Annotated in this window: 19 protein-coding genes; 5 read left to right on the top strand and 14 right to left on the bottom strand. The window is 51.2% G+C overall.

The window, feature by feature from the left end:
- Nucleotides 1-40: 40 nt before the first annotated feature.
- From KJS57_RS12350 to lepB, 8 genes are all read right to left on the bottom strand, one after another.
- Nucleotides 41-652 (bottom strand): GerMN domain-containing protein, encoded by a 612-nt coding sequence (locus tag KJS57_RS12350; RefSeq protein WP_213655024.1) that lies wholly within the window; start codon nucleotides 650-652, stop codon nucleotides 41-43.
- Between the two features lie 27 nt (nucleotides 653-679).
- Nucleotides 680-2,122, bottom strand: a complete 1,443-nt coding sequence (locus tag KJS57_RS12345; RefSeq protein WP_213655023.1) for an N-acetylmuramoyl-L-alanine amidase family protein — start codon at nucleotides 2,120-2,122, stop codon at nucleotides 680-682.
- Between the two features lie 176 nt (nucleotides 2,123-2,298).
- Entirely contained in the window at nucleotides 2,299-2,901 is a 603-nt protein-coding gene (locus KJS57_RS12340; RefSeq protein ID WP_211020808.1) for a GerMN domain-containing protein, read from the bottom strand.
- 44 nt (nucleotides 2,902-2,945) lie between these two features.
- Nucleotides 2,946-4,448: an N-acetylmuramoyl-L-alanine amidase family protein gene (locus tag KJS57_RS12335; RefSeq protein ID WP_213655022.1), complete on the bottom strand. Its 1,503-nt coding sequence runs from the start codon at nucleotides 4,446-4,448 to the stop codon at nucleotides 2,946-2,948.
- Between the two features lie 202 nt (nucleotides 4,449-4,650).
- Nucleotides 4,651-5,241: a 3-isopropylmalate dehydratase small subunit gene (leuD, locus tag KJS57_RS12330; RefSeq protein WP_211020810.1), complete on the bottom strand. Its 591-nt coding sequence runs from the start codon at nucleotides 5,239-5,241 to the stop codon at nucleotides 4,651-4,653.
- Nucleotides 5,242-5,268: 27 nt separating this feature from the next.
- Entirely contained in the window at nucleotides 5,269-6,693 is a 1,425-nt protein-coding gene (gene leuC / locus KJS57_RS12325; protein WP_211020811.1) for a 3-isopropylmalate dehydratase large subunit, read from the bottom strand.
- Between the two features lie 307 nt (nucleotides 6,694-7,000).
- Nucleotides 7,001-7,237, bottom strand: a complete 237-nt coding sequence (locus KJS57_RS12320; RefSeq protein WP_211020812.1) for a hypothetical protein — start codon at nucleotides 7,235-7,237, stop codon at nucleotides 7,001-7,003.
- Nucleotides 7,238-7,278: 41 nt separating this feature from the next.
- Nucleotides 7,279-7,833 (bottom strand): signal peptidase I, encoded by a 555-nt coding sequence (gene lepB, locus KJS57_RS12315; RefSeq protein WP_213655021.1) that lies wholly within the window; start codon nucleotides 7,831-7,833, stop codon nucleotides 7,279-7,281.
- A 188-nt stretch (nucleotides 7,834-8,021) separates the two neighbouring features.
- On the opposite strand from lepB, the gene KJS57_RS12310 reads away from it, so the two are divergent.
- A complete protein-coding gene (locus tag KJS57_RS12310; RefSeq protein WP_213655020.1) occupies nucleotides 8,022-8,930 on the top strand; it encodes a LysR family transcriptional regulator in 909 nt (302 codons plus the stop codon).
- Here the strand turns inward: KJS57_RS12310 and KJS57_RS12305 are convergent.
- A complete protein-coding gene (locus KJS57_RS12305; RefSeq protein ID WP_213655019.1) occupies nucleotides 8,918-9,727 on the bottom strand; it encodes a carbon-nitrogen family hydrolase in 810 nt (269 codons plus the stop codon). The two genes, KJS57_RS12310 and KJS57_RS12305, sit on opposite strands and share 13 nt — an antisense overlap.
- A 46-nt stretch (nucleotides 9,728-9,773) precedes the next feature.
- Nucleotides 9,774-10,127: a hypothetical protein gene (locus tag KJS57_RS12300; RefSeq protein ID WP_213655018.1), complete on the bottom strand. Its 354-nt coding sequence runs from the start codon at nucleotides 10,125-10,127 to the stop codon at nucleotides 9,774-9,776.
- Between the two features lie 108 nt (nucleotides 10,128-10,235).
- Between KJS57_RS12300 and proB the strand changes: the two genes are divergently transcribed.
- From proB to mtnB, 4 genes are all read left to right on the top strand, one after another.
- Nucleotides 10,236-11,342: a glutamate 5-kinase gene (proB, locus tag KJS57_RS12295; RefSeq protein ID WP_211020817.1), complete on the top strand. Its 1,107-nt coding sequence runs from the start codon at nucleotides 10,236-10,238 to the stop codon at nucleotides 11,340-11,342.
- A gap of 30 nt (nucleotides 11,343-11,372) precedes the next feature.
- Complete coding sequence (locus tag KJS57_RS12290) at nucleotides 11,373-12,620, top strand: glutamate-5-semialdehyde dehydrogenase (protein WP_213655017.1); 1,248 nt, start codon at nucleotides 11,373-11,375, stop codon at nucleotides 12,618-12,620.
- Between the two features lie 35 nt (nucleotides 12,621-12,655).
- Nucleotides 12,656-13,516, top strand: coding sequence for a pyrroline-5-carboxylate reductase (proC, locus tag KJS57_RS12285; RefSeq protein ID WP_213655016.1), 861 nt, complete (start codon nucleotides 12,656-12,658; stop codon nucleotides 13,514-13,516).
- Nucleotides 13,517-13,588: 72 nt separating this feature from the next.
- Nucleotides 13,589-14,239: a methylthioribulose 1-phosphate dehydratase gene (gene mtnB, locus KJS57_RS12280; protein WP_213655015.1), complete on the top strand. Its 651-nt coding sequence runs from the start codon at nucleotides 13,589-13,591 to the stop codon at nucleotides 14,237-14,239.
- 126 nt (nucleotides 14,240-14,365) lie between these two features.
- On the opposite strand, the gene KJS57_RS12275 is transcribed toward mtnB, so the two are convergent.
- The 4 genes from KJS57_RS12275 to KJS57_RS12260 form a co-directional block, all read right to left on the bottom strand.
- Nucleotides 14,366-15,220 (bottom strand): undecaprenyl-diphosphate phosphatase, encoded by an 855-nt coding sequence (locus KJS57_RS12275; RefSeq protein ID WP_213655014.1) that lies wholly within the window; start codon nucleotides 15,218-15,220, stop codon nucleotides 14,366-14,368.
- Between the two features lie 57 nt (nucleotides 15,221-15,277).
- Nucleotides 15,278-15,886, bottom strand: coding sequence for a DedA family protein (locus KJS57_RS12270; RefSeq protein ID WP_211020822.1), 609 nt, complete (start codon nucleotides 15,884-15,886; stop codon nucleotides 15,278-15,280).
- 30 nt (nucleotides 15,887-15,916) lie between these two features.
- Nucleotides 15,917-17,788 carry an ABC transporter permease gene (locus KJS57_RS12265; protein WP_244861509.1) on the bottom strand — a complete coding sequence of 624 codons (1,872 nt, stop codon included), beginning with the start codon at nucleotides 17,786-17,788 and terminating at the stop codon, nucleotides 15,917-15,919.
- Nucleotides 17,789-17,849: 61 nt separating this feature from the next.
- Nucleotides 17,850-18,620 carry an ABC transporter ATP-binding protein gene (locus tag KJS57_RS12260; RefSeq protein WP_213655013.1) on the bottom strand — a complete coding sequence of 257 codons (771 nt, stop codon included), beginning with the start codon at nucleotides 18,618-18,620 and terminating at the stop codon, nucleotides 17,850-17,852.
- Between the last annotated feature and the right edge of the window lie 77 nt (nucleotides 18,621-18,697).

Below are 18,697 nucleotides of genomic sequence, written 5' to 3'. Positions count from 1 at the left end.
CATGTTCGACGGCCGGCCCCCCGGTTCCTTTAAAAATCGACTAATTTCTTGTCATCGGATGTTCCAGCTCTTCATGGCCCATCAAAGTATCTCTTTGTTTGCCGTCAACGAGCAGTTCGATCGATTTCACCTCATCGAACTGAAACATGGTTTGCTTCAGGGCGTCCAGGGCCAACACCTCGCCGCCGGCTCCCAAGCGAGCTTCATCGGGCAGCGTAATATCGATCGTCAGTTGACCGTTCTCAAGCTTGGCCGAATGAAACTCAACATTTTTCCACAAAGCGAACAAATCGGTGTCGGCGCTGCCTTTTAAAGTTTGAAGCGCTGCCAGGTACTTCTCTTGCTCTTCCGTGTACTTGATTTCTACGGAAGATTTGGTCAATTCCAGCATTTCATCATCCGTATAATAGGTTTCGATCGTTTTCGTTACCGTTTGCTCGGTTGAAACCTGCTCCCCGGTTCCGGCATCCGTCCCGTTTCCGCCTTCCGCTAATCCGGCGGCAGTTGTGGTGTCGGTGGTTGTAGTAGTTCCCTGAACGTTCCCCTCTGCGGAATTGTCTACCGGAGAAGAAGTACCGGGCTTTTGCCCGCATCCGGTGCTCAAAGCGAGCAGGAGAACGATCACCCCGGTGATATATAGTTTTCTGTTCATTGTCGCTTCCTCCTTTACCGAATGCTATCAGTTCAAGCCTAGGTATTCTTTGATTCCTTTAACAACACCTTCAGCAACCCGATCCTGGAAATCTTCCGTATACAGCACGGCATTGTCGTTTTTGTTGCTGAGATAACCGCATTCCAGCAGTACGGCCGGCATTTTTGTTTCCCGCGTGACATGCAAACTCTTCGAGCGCACACCGCGATCGCTAAGTCCGGAGGACTGCACCAGATATTTATGCATGACCTTAGCCAAAGAGAGACTTTCCGATCTCGTATAATAGGTCTCAACCCCGCTTGCAGTGGCACTGCCGGCGTTAGCATGGACCGAAATGAAAATATCCGCCTTCAGGTCGTTCGCAATCTTCACCCGGTCCTGCAAAGTCGGATAGGTGTCGCTACTGCGAGTCAGCACAAAATCAATATCAGATTCTTGCTTCAACAATTCCTGGACTTTCAATACGACAGCGAGATTAAAATCCTTTTCCTTCTTCTTGGTGACGCTAATCGCACCAGGATCGCTGCCGCCATGTCCGGCGTCAATGACGACCAGCTTTTTCCCGTTTCCGCCAGGAGCGGTTCCAGGAGTGGAAGACTCCGTATTCAAGTTTACGATAATGAGTCCATCATTGTTGTTGATCAGTTCATATTTCTTGGTATAGTTCATATCCAAAACTACACGAATGGTCGATGGCTGATCATCGAACAGGGCGTAGCGGACCTTGGAAACATCCGGGTATTCCGTTACGTCAAAATATCCGTTCTGGGTTTGATCCAGCATTAGATTGTTTGAGAACGTATCCGCAAATTTGGTATTCGGCAGATCGATGACGATCCGGTCCGGTCCGGCCATTGTAAAAATGCTTGGCTTAACGTTCTTATCGACTGCTATCATCAAGCGATTGTCGCTAAAGCTGATACCGCCGACATTGGCCAGATTAGCCGTAGGATCGGGAACCGGATCAGGCGTTTGTTCTTCGTTTCCGCCTCCCGCATTTTCTCCGGAACCTGTACCGTTTCCGCTGCCGGAATTCGGGGTAATGAGATGTGCAGACTTCTTAACATTATCCCATGTAACGGTAAGACCCATTTGCTCCCCTACAAACCGAAGCGGGACAATCGTAGTGTCACTAACCAGTTTCGGTGCGGCGGCAAGCTTAACTTTAGTGCCGTTCACCAATGCCGTGCTCTGACCCACGACCAGTTTCAATTGTGTATCGGACTGCTGTATGGTTATCGTGCGCGTCTTTTTATCCCAGTCGACAACAAAACCCAGCTCCTCTACGACGACACGAATCGGAATCATCACATTTCCATTCACATTTTGGACTTCTCCGTTCTTAGGCAGTTCCAGCGCCTTACCGTCCAGATAAATGCTGGTGCTCCCTGCAGCGGCTTGTCCCCATTGCGGAAAAATAAACAAAAACATGGCAAAAAACATTAACGCGGTAAACCCAATTTTTTTCATCCGTCACCCCTACCATCCTTAGATTTTGCCTCATGATGACCGGGTGAACAGCCTAGTTCCCCAGGCACCACCAGACGACATATTAGACGCCCAAAATCCTCAAAAGTTGCGATAATATGCTATTTTTCTTACCAAAAAAAGAGAACCCCGGAAGAACGCTCCGGGGTTGCCACGTATTATTTTTGTATCGGATGTTCCAGGTCCACATGTCCCATCAGGGAATCAAGCTTCTCTCCATCCACGGTCAATTCTAATTTCTCCACCTCTTCAAACTGGAAAAACGTCTGTTTAATTGATTCAATGGCTAACGCTTCTCCACCTGACCCCAAACGAGCCTCATCCGGAAGTGAAATGTCAATCGCGAGCTCTCCCCCGGCAAACTGCACCGAGTTCAGAATAACCTTCTCCCAGAGGGAGATCATGCCCGGCTCCGCCGTTTGAAGTGCCTTGAAGGCCTCCTTATATTTCAAAAGATCCTCCGTAAAACTAATACTCCGCTCTGTTGCATGAAGCTCCATGATATCATCGTCCGTAAAGAACACTTGGATTTTTTTCGTAATTTTCTCAGGTTCTTGCGGTTCCTGCTTGGACCCTTCGCCATTTCCGGCTCCCTGTACGGTTTGACCTCCGTTCGCGGCTTCAACCGTTTCAGCAGGATCGGTAATATTCGTCGCTGCAGACGACTGCTCTCCTACTGGAGCCGCTTGCGGCTTCTGGCCGCATCCGGCTGCAACGATTAGCATGATTAGGAGCATTCCCGAAATCCCTATTTTTTTCATACCCTAACCCCCTTTTACAGAACTTATGGTTGCGCTTTGGAGGATTAAACCCCCAAGTATTCCTTCATGCCCGCAACAATTCCTTCAGCAACACGCTGTTGAAAATCTTCCGAGTACATTAGAGCCTCGTCTGTTTTGTTCTTCAGATAACCCACTTCCAGCAAAACGGCTGGCATCACCGTTTCCCGTGTCACATGCAAGCTTTTTTTACGAACTTTACGGTCCGGAAGTTTCGTGGACTCGACAAGATGACGATGCATTACATCGGCAAGAGGGATGCTCTCATCTCTTGAATAGTAAGTCTCCGAGCCGCTTGGACTAGTCTTGGCATCCACGCTGTTACCATGAATCGATACAAAGATTGTCGCATTGAGGTCGTTAGCCAGCTTTGCGCGGTCCTGCAAGGATACCGTTGCGTCTGTAGAACGGGTAAGAACATAATCAAGTCCCGTTTCTTTCTTTAGCAGCTTCTCTACCTTCAACGCAACTGCAAGAGCAAAGTCCTTTTCCTTTTTGTTCGTTATGCTGATCGCTCCAGGGGCACTTCCCCCATGGCCCGCGTCGATAACGACAAGCGGCTTGCCGCCGTTACCAGGCTGCGTAATCGGTGTTGTTGAAGCGGCGGACAGGTCGATGATAACCAAGCCGTCCCCGACGTTTATAACCTGGAATTGAGTCGCATAATTCAAATCCACCACGATCCGAATCGTGGAAGTTTTGGTGTCGAACATCGAATAACGGATTTGTGACACATCCGGGTAATCTGTAACCGCAAATTGCCCTCTTAAGGTCTGATCCAATGGGTGAGCAGTTTGAAATGTGTCAGCAAATGCAGCATTAGGAATATCGACTACCAGGCGATCCGGCCCGTTCATAGTAAACACGCTAGGCTTTATCCCGCCCGTCTCGGCGATAATCAGCTTGTTCTCGCTAAAGCTGATTCCTTGAATCATGCTTAAGTCCGCTACGCCAACACTTCCGTTCCCGATCGGAGCTTCCGGTATGTAAGCTTCTTCCTGCTCGGAACCGCTTTCTTCTGTCGTTTCGGACTGTCCGTTGCTCGAGTCGGGAGAAGAACTGCCCATTCCGGGAATGACCGCACCGGCCGCACCGCCATCCGGGCTATACAGGTATGCGGATTTGGAATCATTGTCCCAGCTGACCTTAAGGCCCGTCTGTTCGCCGACAAACCGCAGCGGAACCATCGTGGAGCCTCCTTGAAGCATCGGAGCAGCCGACAATTTGACACTTTCGCCGTCAACCGTCGCTTTGTTGCTGCCTACGGTCAGTTGAAGGTTCTTGTCTCCTTGTCGAATCGTAACCACACCGCTCTTCTGCTCCCAATTCACGTCATAACCGAGGCTTTCGATAATAACGCGTAGTGGAACCATGACGCTTCCGTTTACATTGCCCGCCTGGGCTTTGACAGGCTGTTCCAGTTCGACCCCGTCCAGGTAAATATGAGTACCCGCCGAAGCGGCCTGGCTCATACCCGGAAATGCAAGCAGAAAAAATGTCAATACCATCAAAAATCCGATTTTCTTCATCATGGAATCCTCCGCAAGATTACTAATTGCTTCCATAATATCAGAAAAAAGACCAGGCTGATAGACTTATATTTTCATAGAGAGACAATTTCGGACACGGTATCTGCCTGACTGCCGCAAACACTGCAATTAAAATAAAAAGCCGCCCCGGATTCTCACGAATCCTGCGGACGGCTTGCGTTTTAGCAGATAATGATTTTCTTTAAGCAAACTTCTTTGCCTCGTAAGCGGAGATCAAATCTTCATGCTGAAGTGTCAGACCGATATCGTCCAATCCTTGCAGCAGGAATTGACGGCGATGCTCGTCGAGATCGAATTGGATTTCCAGACCGAATTGATCCGAAATCTTCTTGTTCTCGAGATCGATCGTCAATTGGTAACCTTCATTCGCTGCCGTACGCTGGAACAAATCTTCTACCTGTTCTTCAGACAGCTTGATCGGCAAAATTCCGTTCTTAAAGCAGTTATTGTAGAAAATATCGGCAAAGGACGGCGCGATCACGCAGCGGAAGCCGTAATCCAGGATCGCCCAGGGAGCATGCTCTCTGGAGGAGCCGCAACCGAAGTTGACGCGTGAAATCAGGACGGATGCACCCTCGTAACGCGGTTTGTTGAGCTCAAATTCAGGGTTTACGTTGCCCTCTGTATCAAAACGCCATTCATAGAACAGAAACTGTCCGAATCCCGTACGTTCGATGCGTTTCAGAAATTGTTTCGGTATGATTGCGTCAGTGTCGACGTTTACGCGGTCCACAGGACCTACGACACCGGTCATTTTTTTAAATGCTTCCATGGTAGGTTTCTCCCCTCTTCGGCTTGGTTAGCTTACGACTTCACTCTTCACATTCCACTCGCGCACATCGACGAAACGGCCTTTGATCGCCGCTGCCGCCGCCATTGCCGGCGACACAAGATGCGTTCTGCCGCCGCGGCCTTGACGGCCTTCAAAGTTACGGTTGGAAGTGGAAGCGCAGCGCTGACCCGGCTGAAGAACGTCAGGGTTCATCGCCAGACACATACTGCAGCCGGCTTCACGCCATTCAAATCCGGCTTCGATAAACACCTTGTCGAGCCCTTCCTTCTCCGCTTGGATCTTAACGCGGCCGGAGCCCGGTACTACGATGGCCGTCACTTTGTCGGACACTTTGTAGCCCTTGGCAACCTCTGCTGCCGCGCGCAAATCCTCGATCCGGCCGTTGGTGCAGGATCCGATAAATACGTAGTCGATTTCGATATCGGTCATCGGCGTACCTGGAGTGAGACCCATATATTCAAGCGCCTTCTCGGCCGCTTTCCGTTCGTTATCGGAAGCAAAGTCCGCAGGGTTAGGAACACGGTCGCTAATGCTGGTACCCATGCCAGGGCTGGTACCCCAGGTTACTTGAGGAATCAAGGAGTCCACATCGAAGTCTACGACGCGATCATACTCGGCTCCCTCATCGGTAGTCAGTTCTTTCCACACGGCGACGGCAGCTTCGAAAGCTTCTCCTTGAGGCACATGTTCCCGGCCGCGCAGATAGTTGAAGGTCGTATCGTCCGGCGCGATCAGCCCGGCTCTCGCTCCGGCTTCGATCGACATGTTGCAGACGGTCATACGCTCTTCCATCGACAGCTCGCGGATCGCTTCCCCGGTATATTCGATAACGTAGCCGGTCGCAAAATCCGTTCCGTACTGCGCGATAACGCCGAGGATCAAGTCTTTGGCCGTTACGCCCGGTTTACGTTTACCGACGAAACGAACTTCCAGCGTTTTTGCCTTGGCTTGTTGCAGACATTGAGTTGCGAGAACATGCTCAACTTCGCTCGTACCGATCCCGAAGGCAAGTGCGCCGAACGCCCCGTGCGTAGAAGTATGGCTGTCGCCGCAAACGATCGTTTTGCCGGGATGCGTCAGCCCGAGTTCAGGACCCATGACGTGAACAACCCCTTGGTCAATCGTGTCCAAATCGTACAAAGTAACGCCGAAATCGCGGCAGTTTTGAGACAGCGTGTCGATTTGCTGCTTGGAAATCGGATCCGTAATATTAAAGCGGTCTTTCGTAGGCACGTTATGGTCCATCGTTGCAAACGTAAGTTCCGGACGGCGAACCTTACGCCCGCTAAGACGCAAGCCTTCAAAAGCCTGCGGCGAAGTTACTTCGTGGACAAGATGCAGATCGATATACAAAATGCTTGGCTTGCCCTCTTCCTGATAGATTACGTGATTATCCCAAATTTTCTCATACATTGTCTTTTTGCTGGTCATAGAATTCACCCCACACAAGAATTCGAACATGTGACATAACAGGAAACTGAAACATAGTGGAAAAGCTATTTAATATCCTATTTGTCTGTTGAAATTAATATAACATTTCCTGTCTCATTGTTCCAAGATATAAAAACTATAATTGTAATAGGTTTAACCTATTAAAAAAACATACTTTATCCTGGCCGATAGACTATGTGCTGCTTTGTTCTATATATAAATGAAAAGGCGATGCCAACCCTGGGGGAGTTGCACCGCCTCTTTAAAATAAGAGTTCATCTATATACTGTTCAACCTCACTGGCCGCCTAAGGCTTCCATTTATGACGGCAAGAAGTGCAGCGATTGACCCTCGGCATCATAAAGCTGAAGATCGACACTATTATAAATACGAATCCCAGAATCATGGACGGCCAATAAACGAGCAAACCGATCCACATCAGAATGCCGCCTAAAGCGAACCATAGCAGAAAGTAATACAACTTGCCCCGGGTTACCACCTTATCGGATTTGCATCTAGGACATGTTTCCCATACGTCTGACATTTCTTTCTCTCCTCTGTCGTAACCTCTGCGGAACTCCGCAATTAGAACGAATCGATACCCATGACATGATCCGTAGGCACCGGTCCGATGCTCCGGCTGTCATTGCTGTTGTTGCGGTTGTCGCCCATTACAAAGATATGGTCTGCAGGTATTTCCCAAACCTGATTCGTTCCGCTGTCCATCCGCTCCTTGATGTAAGGCTCATGCAATGCTTCGCCGTTCCGGTATACCTCGCCGTCCTTGATTTCAATCGTATCGCCCGGCAAGCCGATAACTCTTTTGACATAAAAAATTTCTTCCTCTTTCGTACCTGAAAGCAGTTTGATTAACGGGTGTTCCTTAAAATCATCCATAAAAGAGCGGTCCCGGTCGACCCGGCTGTCGATAATCACGATATCCCCGTATTCCGGCAGCTTATCCAGCGCATGCCTTACCTTCCAGGCGTAGATCCGCTGGTTATCGTTGAGCGTCGGCTCCATGGAATGTCCGTCTACCTTATAAGGCTGAATGATAAAGATGCCGATGAACAAGCTGAGCACAAAACCGATGACGACGGCAATGCCCCATCCTTGTATCTCTTTCCATACCTTCTTCAATTCTCCTACCTCCACAGCAATTCATTTGATTCTATTATACATAGAAAACAACGTTCATCTCAAATAGTTGGCAATAGGTTATAATAACAAAGATCGACATCGAATCAACTTCTTGTTCTGCTTCGTCGTGGAAAGATGACTTTTTGAATAACCTATAATAAATGAGAAACTTCATGAGGTGAAAGTTAATGGAACTCCGCCAACTTCAATATACTTTGCAGATTGCCGAGGAGCGTAATTTTTCCCGGGCTGCGGACAAACTTCATATCGCTCAGCCTTCGCTAAGCCAGCAGTTGTCCAAGCTGGAGCAGGAGCTTGGCGTAAAGCTGTTTCAGCGGAATACAAGCACCGTCGAACTGACTCACGCCGGAGCCAGTTTTATTGAACATGCACGGAAGATCATGGACGCGGTACAGCAATTGCGCCAGGAGATGGACGACATTTCACAGCTTCGCGCCGGCCGGGTTGTCATCGGCAGCATGCCGATTACGGGATCGCATCTGCTTCCCTATGTCCTGCCCGCCTTCAACGCCGCATACCCGGACATCCAGGTAACTTTGCTTGAAGATACGTCCTTAAACTTGGAAAAGCTGACCGCGGGGGGAGGAACCGATCTTAGCCTCTTATCCCTCCCGCTGCAGGAGCCCAGTCTCACGTACGAGCCGATCGGCGAAGAAATTATCGATCTGGCCGTTCCTCCTCAGCATCCATTGGCAGCTCTCGAAAGCAGCTCCGACGGAGTCTCCCTGGAACAGTTGAAAGATGAGCCATTCATCGTGCTGAAAAAAGGCCAAGGCTTTCGAAAATTAACTATGGACCTGTGCCGGGGTGCAGGCTTTGAGCCGAACGTTGTCTTCGAGAGCAACAATATCGAAACCGTGCAATCCCTGGTAGCCGCCGGGATGGGAATTACCCTCGTTCCGAGGTTTATCGCCCGCGCCAAGCGGAGTGAGCTGATCCCGGTGTACATCCCGCTGGCCTCTTCGCCAAGCCGTACGCTCGTAATTGCGTACCGTCGTGGTCGCTATTTATCCAAAGCGGCGGAGGCGTTCATCGAAACCTTTAAGACAACGTTAGCACAGCGTTACAATTCGTAAAGATGCGGCCGTCTGTCGGCAAAGACAGGGATGCGTTCCCGAACCTGGTCCACCAGGGACAGATCGATCTTACCGTTGACGATCTCTTCGTCCTCACCGCCCTCGGCCACAATCTCACCCCAAGGGTCAATAATGAGCGAATGCCCGAAGAATGAATCGTCTCCGCTCTTTCCGGTGCTGTTGCAGGCTATGACATACATCTGATTCTCGATGGCACGGGCCATCAGCAGCGTGCGCCAATGATGAAGCCGGGGATGCGGCCACTGCGCAGGTACGAATAAAGCTCGGGCCCCGTTTAGCGACAGTGTGCGGGCCAATTCCGGGAACCGGATGTCATAGCAGATCGATGCGCCGGACTTGATACCGTCAAGTTCAAACAACACCGGCGCTTCGCCGGGAGCCAGATGCTTCTCTTCCTCCATGAGCCGGAACAGATGAATTTTGGAATAGGCGCCGATTTCACGGCCATCCCTGTCAAAGATCAGCATCGTGTTATAGACTCGGCCCTCCCGCTTCTCCGCGATCGACCCAGCGATGATGTAAACCCCGTAGCGCCGGGCAAAATCGGACATCCAGCCTCGGGTTTCACTTCCCTCCGGGTCCGCCAGCTGTTGTATTTGCGATAGGGCGTATCCTGTATTCCACATTTCCGGAAGCATCATTAAGTCAGGTTTATCTTTAGCGGCAACGGCCTGTTCCATTTTTATTTCCAGACGTTCACGGTTAAGCTTGGGATCTCCCGGAACAATTTCACATTGAATCAGTGCAATCTCCCAACAGCTTGTATTCTCCACCATTTAGCTATCATCCTTTCACCGAAATCACGTTTCGTTCACGGTTACATTACTTGCCCTCATCATACTGGCCTTCCTCCAACCGCGCAAGCGTGCAAGCCGAAAGCGGTAAACAGGCATGCCCGGGTACAGTACCGAAGTGAAGTGTGAAACGGATCGGCGAACTGGGATTGTTTTGTTCCTCCTCGTCTTTTTCTTTTGCAAAGCCTGGAATGGCATGGTATCCTAACAATAAAACGTGATGACGGGACCAGTAGGAGATGAAAGCGGCCCCCAGAGAGCAGATTCCTTGGCTGTAAGAATTTGCAACCCGCGCTTCTTCGAACCCTATCCCCGAACGGCCGGCGCCAAAGCCGGACAGCGCCCCTGTTACCGGGCATCGAGTCGGATGATGAATCATCAATAAAGGTGGTACCGCGGAAGTTAAACTTTCGTCCTTTGCATGCAAAGGCGGGAGTTTTTTTGTTTTATCTATAAGATTGATTTATTTATTTCATAAGGAGTGATCTCCATGCTACGCCGCATTGTTGTCAAAATCGGGAGCAGTTCGCTGACTACCCCGGAAGGAGGACTGAACCGGGATTCCCTCATTTACTTCGCCTCGGAGCTCGCCGCCCTGAAGTCGGCGGATGTCCAAGTGGTGCTTGTGACCTCCGGCGCCGTCGCTGCGGGCTTCCGCGAAATCGGTTATACCGAACGGCCAAAGCTGCTGCACGAAAAGCAAGCCGCGGCCGCTGTCGGCCAAGCGCTGCTGATGCAGACCTACCGGGAGGCGCTGGCGGTCCACGGAGTGTCCGCAGCCCAAGTCCTGCTTACGCGTTCGGATTTTCAGAACCGGAAGCGGATGGGAAATGCCAGCATGGCGCTGGAAGAGCTGCTCAGCCGCGGCATTCTGCCGATCATCAACGAGAACGACACCGTCTCGGTCGATGAGCTGAAATTCGGGGACAACGATACTTTGTCGGCATTGGTCGCCAACCTGATCAAAGCCGAGCAACTGCTCATTATTACGGATACCGACGGGCTGTACACCAAGGATCCGAGAATCGATCCTGCTGCCGTTCGCATCGGACGCGTTCAGGAAATTACCGAAGAAATTTACGCCATAGCCGGAGGCGCGGGTTCTTCCGTCGGCACCGGCGGTATGCGTTCCAAAATCGATGCGGCTAAAATCGCTTCCCGGGGCGGTGTTCCGGTCTTTGTCGGCAAAGTGGATCTCCCGGGCGAACTGCAGCGATCCTTTGAAGGAATCGGGCGAGGCACCTACTTTGAAACCCATAGCTCCGCTCTTCCACGAAAAAAACAGTGGCTGGGCTTCTTGTCCACTCCGATCGGGACGCTGACCGTCGATGCCGGGGCCGAGGAAGCGATGCTCCGTAACGGACGCAGCCTGCTGCCGGTCGGTGTACGCAGCGCTAAAGGCCATTTTCAGACCGGTGATGTGGTAGAAGTGCAAAATTCAGACGGCGAGGTACTGGGCCGGGGAATCGTGAACTACGATGCGGACCAGCTGGGGCAAATTCTTGGCTTGCCTAGCGGCGAAGTCATGAAGCGGCTGAACGATGTTCATCGGCTGGAAGTGATTCACCGGGACGAGTGGATTTCTTTAAAATCTTAAATCATTTTAAATTATAGAGGAGGTATTTCAATGAGTGAAGTAAGACAAAAAGCGGAGTTAGCCGGTAAAGCGGCTGCAGCATTAGGCAGTTTGACCACGGATAAAAAGAACGAAGCCCTGCTCTCGGCAGCAAAAGCGCTGGTCGAGAACAGCGAGGCTATCATCGCGGCCAACCGTGAAGATTTGCAGCGCGGCCGGGAGAACGGCACCTCGGAATCCCTGCTGGACCGGCTCGCATTAAATCAGGACCGTATTGCCGGCATCGCCGAGGGTCTGCGGCAAATCGCCGAGCTCCCCGATCCTGTTGGAGACGTGCTCGAGACGATTGACCGCCCTAACGGCCTGCATATCGTCAAACAGCGTGTACCGCTTGGTGTTATCGGCATCATTTATGAAGCCCGGCCTAACGTGACGGTCGATGCCGTCGGCCTTTGCCTGAAAACCGGTAACGCAGTTGTGCTGCGCGGCGGCTCCTCCGCCCTCTCCTCCAACCGCAAAATCGTGGAGATCATTCATGAGGCGCTTGCCACGACGGCCATTCCGCAGGATGCTGTACAGCTCATTGAGGACCCTAACCGTTCCTCCGTTGACGAAATGCTGAAATTGAACGGCCTGCTGGATGTGGTCATTCCGCGCGGCGGCAGCTCCCTGATTCAAAATGTCGTCCAGAACGCCACCGTTCCGGTTATCGAAACCGGGGCCGGCATCTGCCATACGTACCTGGATGCGACAGCGGACCCGGAAATGGCTGCTGCCATTTCGCTAAATGCCAAAGTACAACGCCCTTCCGTATGCAACGCTATGGAAACTTTGCTTGTTCATCAAGACTTTGCGGGCCAACACCTGGCTGATTTGGCGGAACGCTTTAAGGACGCCAAGGTCGAGCTCAGAGGATGCGACGCTACGAGAAATATTCTCCCTTGGGCAAAACAAGCAACCGACGAGGATTATGCAACGGAATACAATGATTACATTTTGAACATTAAGGTTGTCTCCAATCTTGATGAAGCGCTGGCCCATATCGCCTCCTTCGGCACGAAGCATTCCGAATGCATTGTGACGGCGGACGGGCAAAACGCCGCTCGCTTCCAGCAGGAAGTGGACGCCGCAGCCGTTTACCATAATGCTTCAACCCGTTTTACGGACGGATTTGAATTCGGCTTTGGCGCGGAAATCGGCATCAGCACCCAGAAGCTCCACGCTAGAGGACCAATGGGTCTGCCGGCTTTGACTTCCACCAAATACATCATTCATGGAAACGGACAAATTCGCCAATAAAAAAGTATCCTTACAAACCATAGGAGGGGCTAACGATGAATTCCAATACTTCGACATCACAGCAATTGATCTGTTTTTACGGGGCCGGCTCCATGGCCGAGGCGATCGTGCGCGGGCTTATTCACAAACAGGTCGCCGCTCCTGAAAGGATCTCCATGCTGAACCGCAGCAGCGTGGAACGGCTGGACTACTTAAAGAAGCAATACGGCGTGATGACAGGCAACAGCGAGGAGCAAAAAAGCAAGCACCTCGGCGACGCTTCCGTCATCGTACTGGCCATGAAACCGAAGGACGCCGGCGAAGCGCTTAAAGCGCTCGGTCCGCAACTCCGAGAAGGCCAGCTCATCGTCTCTCTCATTGCCGGCCTGTCGATCTCTACGATTCAGGCGCTGCTTGGCGTCCAAGCACCCGTGGCGAGAACGATGCCTAATACGTCGAGCTCTATAGGGCTTGGTGCAACCGGAATCTCTTTTTCATCCGAAGTAACGCAGGATCAAAGGGATCAGGTGTTATCCATGTTTGAGGCCGTGGGAACCGTAAGCGTCATTCCCGAGGAAAAAATGGAGATATTAACCGGCGTGTCCGGCAGCGGACCTGCATACATTTATTACATGATGGAGGCCATGATCGCAGCAGGAACCGAAGGCGGATTATCGCCGGAACAAGCTCGTGAGCTGACCGTGCAAACCGTACTCGGCGCCGCTTCCATGATGATCGAAACCGGCGAAGACCCTGCCAAACTGCGCAAGGATATTACTTCGCCGAACGGATCGACCCAGGCGGCGCTTGAAGTGCTCAGCGCGAAGGGCTTTAGCGAAGCCGTCAAAGCCGCCGTTCACCGCTGCGCGGAGCGTTCCCGCGAAATGGGCGAAGCGGTAAAAGAATCACTGCTTTAATAGCTGAGCCTGCCGAGACTTGCCGGACCTAGCCAGCGACCGATTTTATCCGGCCGGGAAGGAGAACGATAGATGGTGTTTTCAGAGATTCCTTTGGAGGAAAAGCAAGTTGCCTTGAACAAGCTCCACAGCATAAAAACGGAGCTCGCGGTTCGAAACTGGTTCCCGGGGAATAGCGGGAATTTGTCGCTGCGGGTCGGCGGCTTCTCGCCGGATCAGTTTCATTTCGCTGTCAGCGCGTCCGGTACAGATAAGCCAGTCAACACCTCCGAAGAATTCCTGTTTGCCGATACCGCCGGATATCCGTGCGAGACGACCCGGCTTAAGCCATGCAAAGAAACTCCGATTCACGCCAAAATATATCGGATGACCGGCTGCGGGGCCATATTTCACGTACATACTGTGTATAACAGCCTGCTCAGCGAATATTACGGGGATCAGGGCTATGTACCCGCGCAAGGCATCGAAATGATCAAGGAACTCGGCATCTGGGAATTGAATACGGAAATTCAAATTCCGGTGCTTCCGAATTACGCCGATATTCCATCGATTGCGAAGCTGATTCCCGGCACCTTCAAGCCGGAAATCCCCGGTATTCTGCTTCGTAATCACGGTATCTTCGCATGGGGCAGAGACGCCTTCGAAGCCAAACACCATCTGGAGGCGTTCGAGTTCATATTCGAGGTCGTATACCGAGGGCTGCTTCTCCCGCCGCGTCGTTAAGCATAAACAAAACCTCCCTTTAATTTGCCGATTGTCTGCCATACAGGCGTTCAATCCTTCAAATTAGAGGGAGGTTTTTTCGTTAATTCTATACCGAAACCTAATAGACTATTAATCAATCCATAATCACAAAAAGTAAACCAATCCAATCACCGCCGCGAGCAGCAGGCGATACACCGCGAACGGAACCAGCTTGATCCGGTTGATCAGCTTCAGGAAGAAGCGAATCGACAAGAGCGCGAACACAAAAGCGCTAATGAAACCGGCTATGAAAAAAGGCAGTGCGTCCATCGTGAAGTATTCCCAGTTTTTCAGTAGAGACAGCCCGCTGGCCCCAGCCATAATCGGCACGGCCATAATGAAGGTGAAATCCGCTGCTGCCCTGTGGCTTAAACCGAGCAAGACACCGCCGGAAATCGTCGACCCGGATCGGGAGAAGCCCGGCCAAATCGAGACACATTGAAACAGACCTACTGCAAATGCCTGTTTGTAAGTGATCTGATCAACCGACTCGGTCTTCGGCTTCGCGGGACCAAAACGGTCTGCCGCAATCATCAACAGCGCTCCCACAACAAGTCCGATCAGGACGGTTGCGGTGGAGAACAGATACTCGTCGATAACATCCTCTAGCAGGAAACCCAGAATCCCGGCCGGAATGAGACCGACGATGACTTGGCCCAGCTTGAGGCGGGGGCCTGCAGGCCTTTCTCCTGCCACCTCTCTCCCCTTGCGATTTAACCGCGACAAGCCCAGCAAATCGATGAAACGGTCTTTAAATACGACCAATACGGCTAGAATAGAGCCCAATTGAACGACAACCTTAAACGTGTTGGCCACATATTTCGAAGCAAACAGCTGCTCCGTCTTCAACCACATATCATCCACAATAATCATATGCCCGGTCGAGGAAACCGGAGCAAACTCGGTCAGCCCCTCCACCAGGCCGAGAACAATCGCTTTAATTATAGCTATAATATCCATGAATTGACCTCTCCATCTTTTACATTGAATCGTTTAAGCCCCTTCTGTATCTCTGATCTAGGCTCTTTTTCTCTTCCGCAAAAACAGATAGATTCCCCCAAGGCCGAAGACGGCGATGGCCACATAGGCGATGTTCGAATACACATCCATAAACCCGACGATTTTCTCCCACGATCCCCCTACCGCCGCGCCTACCGAGACGAGCACGATATTCCATATCAGTGTACCGATCGTCGTATACAACAGGAACAAACCGAACTTCATTTTCGAGATGCCCGCTGGGATTGAAATTAAGCTGCGAATGAGCGGAATCATCCGGCAAAATAGCACCGTCCAGTATCCGTACTTATCAAACCAGGCGTCAGCACGGCGGATATCCTCTTTTTTCAGGCGCAAAAACCGTCCGTACCGGTCAATCCAGCCCTCCAGCCGATCCACGTTGATCAAATAACCGGCTCCATACAAGATCACCGCACCGAGAACGGATCCGACCGTTGCCGCGATGACGACACCCGTTATCGTTAAGCTGGAATAAGTGGTCATAAAGCCGCCAAAGGTCAAGATCACTTCCGAAGGGATAGGAGGAAATACATTCTCAAGCGCGATCAGAAGCAAAATTCCGGCATAACCGAATTGTTCCATAATATTCGTAATCCAATTTTCCACGGGTTACCTCCAACATGTTCATGATTCCGTTTATTGATGTACTTTTTGTAAATTGCGCAAATAGCGGGCACGGATAAACCAGAAATAGATAACCTGCACGAAACAAAAGCTGGCCAGGATCGCCCCTGCTTCCCAAGCGATTGATAAGTATACGTAACGTTGCAACGCAATAAAGGCAAACAAGCTGTGCACCATAGCTACGCCAACAGGGAGGAAAAACAGCAAGCCCAACTGGCGGGACACCATCTTTTCCATCTCCTTGCGCGTCATTCCTATCTTGGTTAGGGCGAGATACTGCCTGCGATCATAATCCAGGTCGCTATATAACCGGAAATAGAGAAAGCTTCCAGCGGCGATGAAGAATACGGTGCCGACCAACAGCGCAAAAAACAACAGCGCTCCAAACGTGGTCCTCTGTACCTCAAACAAGGTTCCGCTTACCGACAAGGCATACGGTTCGTTCTTCTCGTAGTCCATTTTTCCGTTCTCTGTCAAACGGGATGCGATTCCCTCGGTTAATTCCATGGAATCCGTGTAATAAGCCGTGTACCGTTCGACTCTGGAGGAATCGTCCTCCATCCATAGCCGTTCTTTCACGGCATCGTTCACTACAAGCCCCGAAAAGAAACCTTCCCGCCCATTCCCGAGTTCCTGCGTCAGATGGTCGGCAATGGACACCCGTTCGGTTATCCCGATTTCATGCAACAGAAGTCCCGCCTCACCCAATCGGTAACTTGCCGGTTTTCTTTCCTGTAGAAGCAATTTTTCCCGGTGCGAGTTCAGCAGCACGTAAGCTTCATCCTCTGACGGCGGCTGTTCGCCGACGGAGTACCCCGCAGCCGACAAGGCACGGCCATAGTCGGAATAAGATATCACCGGGAGCCATTCCGGTCCGGAAGCAAGTGAAGACGACAGCACGCGAACATAGACCAAGTCTATCTTTTCCGTATGGTAAGAAACTCCCCGGGCACTCAGTTCTGCCGAGATTTCCTCCAAATGTTCCTTCTCCAGGCTCCCGTCTTCCTTGGATACATAACCGATTTGAGCGGGATGGTCCAAGGCAAAATCGCCGGACAACCGGTTAATGGATGCGAATACGCCTACAGCGCAAAACGTAATCGTCGTAATTATCGTTACGAGAAAGAACATTCTCGCATTATCCTTCATCCGGTAAGACAAGTTGGATATAAGCACCAGATTGCTTTTCTTCCAATACCGGGTCAGATTTCGCTTCATCAAACCGAGCAGAGCTACACTGGCCTGGGTGAAAAACAGATACGTACCCACGATCGTCATCGCGGTTACCGGCAGCATGCGAACCTTAACGGTGGATGCCGTCGTTGTCACCGCCAGCGTATAACTGGCGAGCAGCAATATGCCCGCAAGCAGGGCCAGCAGCTTCGAAAACTTCGGTTTAACATCCCGCTTGACCCCCGATTGGAGCAGATCGATCAGCCGGGTGGAACCTAGCAGAACCGTCGTACAGAGCGAGATGACCAGGAAGAGCAGCAGGAAGGAAAGGATCGTCAACATCAGGCTGGATAGGGAAACGTGAAAAGACAGCGTCTCGATGCCGAGCAAATTGGATCCGGCGAGCAGGAACAGCTTGGCGGTCAATAGTCCGGCAAGGATGCCGGTTCCGAGCGAGCCTGCAGCGACCAGCATATTTTCCATAAACACCATCTTGCGCAGCTGCTTCACAGTCATCCCGTTCATCAGCAGAATTCCGAATTCCCGCTTACGGGATCGCAGAAACGACCCGACGGAATAGAGCACAAACAGAAAGCAGAACAAAAACATGATGACTTCCGCTTGTGCAAGCACCAATAATGCGGAGTTCCAGGCCACCTGGGCCTTCAAGTCCGGGTGAAACAGGAACAGGGAGCACACGAAGAAGACCATAACCGAGAAGGCGCTGCTCAAAAAATAAGCGGCATAGGTACGCTTGTTGCGCAACACATGGCTAAAGGCGAATTGACGAAAGGTGATCGGTCTCTCCCCCCAGCAGCGACATCATATCGATGATTTTTTGGAAGAAAGCCTGCCGGTTCTCCCCGCGGTAAATCTCGTTATACAGCCTGCCGTCCTTAATAAAAAGCACACGATGGCAAAAGCTCGCGGCGAAAGCATCATGCGTAACCATCAAGATCGTCGTCCGTTCTTCCCGGTTCATCATCCCAAAGGCTTCCATTACATCCTTGGACGCTTTGGAATCCAGATTCCCGGTGGGTTCGTCCGCTAACACCAGCGAAGGATGATGAATCATAGCCCGGGCGATCGCTGTCCGCTGCATTTGTCCTCCGGAGATTTCCTGGGGAAACTTATGTAAGACGGATTCGATGTCCAATCTGCGGGCCAGTTCGAGACTACTCTTCTTCATTTCCGCTACAGGTGCGCCATCCAGGGTTAAAGGAAGAACGATATTTTCTTCTACCGTCAACGTATCAAGCAGGTTGAAATGCTGGAAAATGAAGCCCAGTTCACGTCTCCGAAACAGAGCCATCTCTTCTAGATCCAGTTTGTGAGGATGTTGCCCTTCAACGACAACATCACCTGATGTCGGCTCGTCGATCGTCGCGATGACGTTAAGCAAAGTCGTCTTTCCGCTCCCCGAGGGGCCCATAATCCCGACGAACTCCCCCCGTTCCAAAGCAAAACTCACATTGTCCAGCGCCCTTGTCGATATCGTACCTTCATAAATTTTGGAACATTCTCTGACCTCCAAAACAGCCATGGATGCAACTCCTTGTCGGTGATGTTTTCATTATACGGTTGGCCTAATTCAGCAACCATGGATCAATCTTACAATCA

Source organism: Paenibacillus vini, assembly GCF_018403325.1.
Lineage (GTDB): Bacteria > Bacillota > Bacilli > Paenibacillales > Paenibacillaceae > Fontibacillus > Fontibacillus vini.
The sequence above is the reverse complement of the archived record's forward strand: the minus strand, read 5'-3'. Positions and strand labels throughout refer to the sequence as shown.

Bases quoted from the DNA above. Each gene is read 5' to 3' on its own strand.
- KJS57_RS12345 (WP_213655023.1), bottom strand. From the start codon at position 2,122: ATGAAAAAAATTGGGTTTACCGCGTTAATGTTTTTTGCCATGTTTTTG.
- leuD (WP_211020810.1), bottom strand. From the start codon at position 5,241: ATGGAAGCATTTAAAAAAATGACCGGTGTCGTAGGTCCTGTGGACCGC.
- KJS57_RS12275 (WP_213655014.1), bottom strand. From the start codon at position 15,220: ATGGATATTATAGCTATAATTAAAGCGATTGTTCTCGGCCTGGTGGAG.
- KJS57_RS12260 (WP_213655013.1), bottom strand. From the start codon at position 18,620: ATGGCTGTTTTGGAGGTCAGAGAATGTTCCAAAATTTATGAAGGTACG.
- KJS57_RS12320 (WP_211020812.1), bottom strand. From the start codon at position 7,237: ATGTCAGACGTATGGGAAACATGTCCTAGATGCAAATCCGATAAGGTG.
- KJS57_RS12290 (WP_213655017.1), top strand. From the start codon at position 11,373: ATGAGTGAAGTAAGACAAAAAGCGGAGTTAGCCGGTAAAGCGGCTGCA.
- KJS57_RS12350 (WP_213655024.1), bottom strand. From the start codon at position 652: ATGAACAGAAAACTATATATCACCGGGGTGATCGTTCTCCTGCTCGCT.
- mtnB (WP_213655015.1), top strand. From the start codon at position 13,589: ATGGTGTTTTCAGAGATTCCTTTGGAGGAAAAGCAAGTTGCCTTGAAC.
- proC (WP_213655016.1), top strand. From the start codon at position 12,656: ATGAATTCCAATACTTCGACATCACAGCAATTGATCTGTTTTTACGGG.
- KJS57_RS12335 (WP_213655022.1), bottom strand. From the start codon at position 4,448: ATGAAGAAAATCGGATTTTTGATGGTATTGACATTTTTTCTGCTTGCA.
- KJS57_RS12305 (WP_213655019.1), bottom strand. From the start codon at position 9,727: ATGGTGGAGAATACAAGCTGTTGGGAGATTGCACTGATTCAATGTGAA.
- KJS57_RS12265 (WP_244861509.1), bottom strand. From the start codon at position 17,788: ATGGTCTTCTTCGTGTGCTCCCTGTTCCTGTTTCACCCGGACTTGAAG.
- KJS57_RS12340 (WP_211020808.1), bottom strand. From the start codon at position 2,901: ATGAAAAAAATAGGGATTTCGGGAATGCTCCTAATCATGCTAATCGTT.
- proB (WP_211020817.1), top strand. From the start codon at position 10,236: ATGCTACGCCGCATTGTTGTCAAAATCGGGAGCAGTTCGCTGACTACC.
- KJS57_RS12310 (WP_213655020.1), top strand. From the start codon at position 8,022: ATGGAACTCCGCCAACTTCAATATACTTTGCAGATTGCCGAGGAGCGT.
- leuC (WP_211020811.1), bottom strand. From the start codon at position 6,693: ATGACCAGCAAAAAGACAATGTATGAGAAAATTTGGGATAATCACGTA.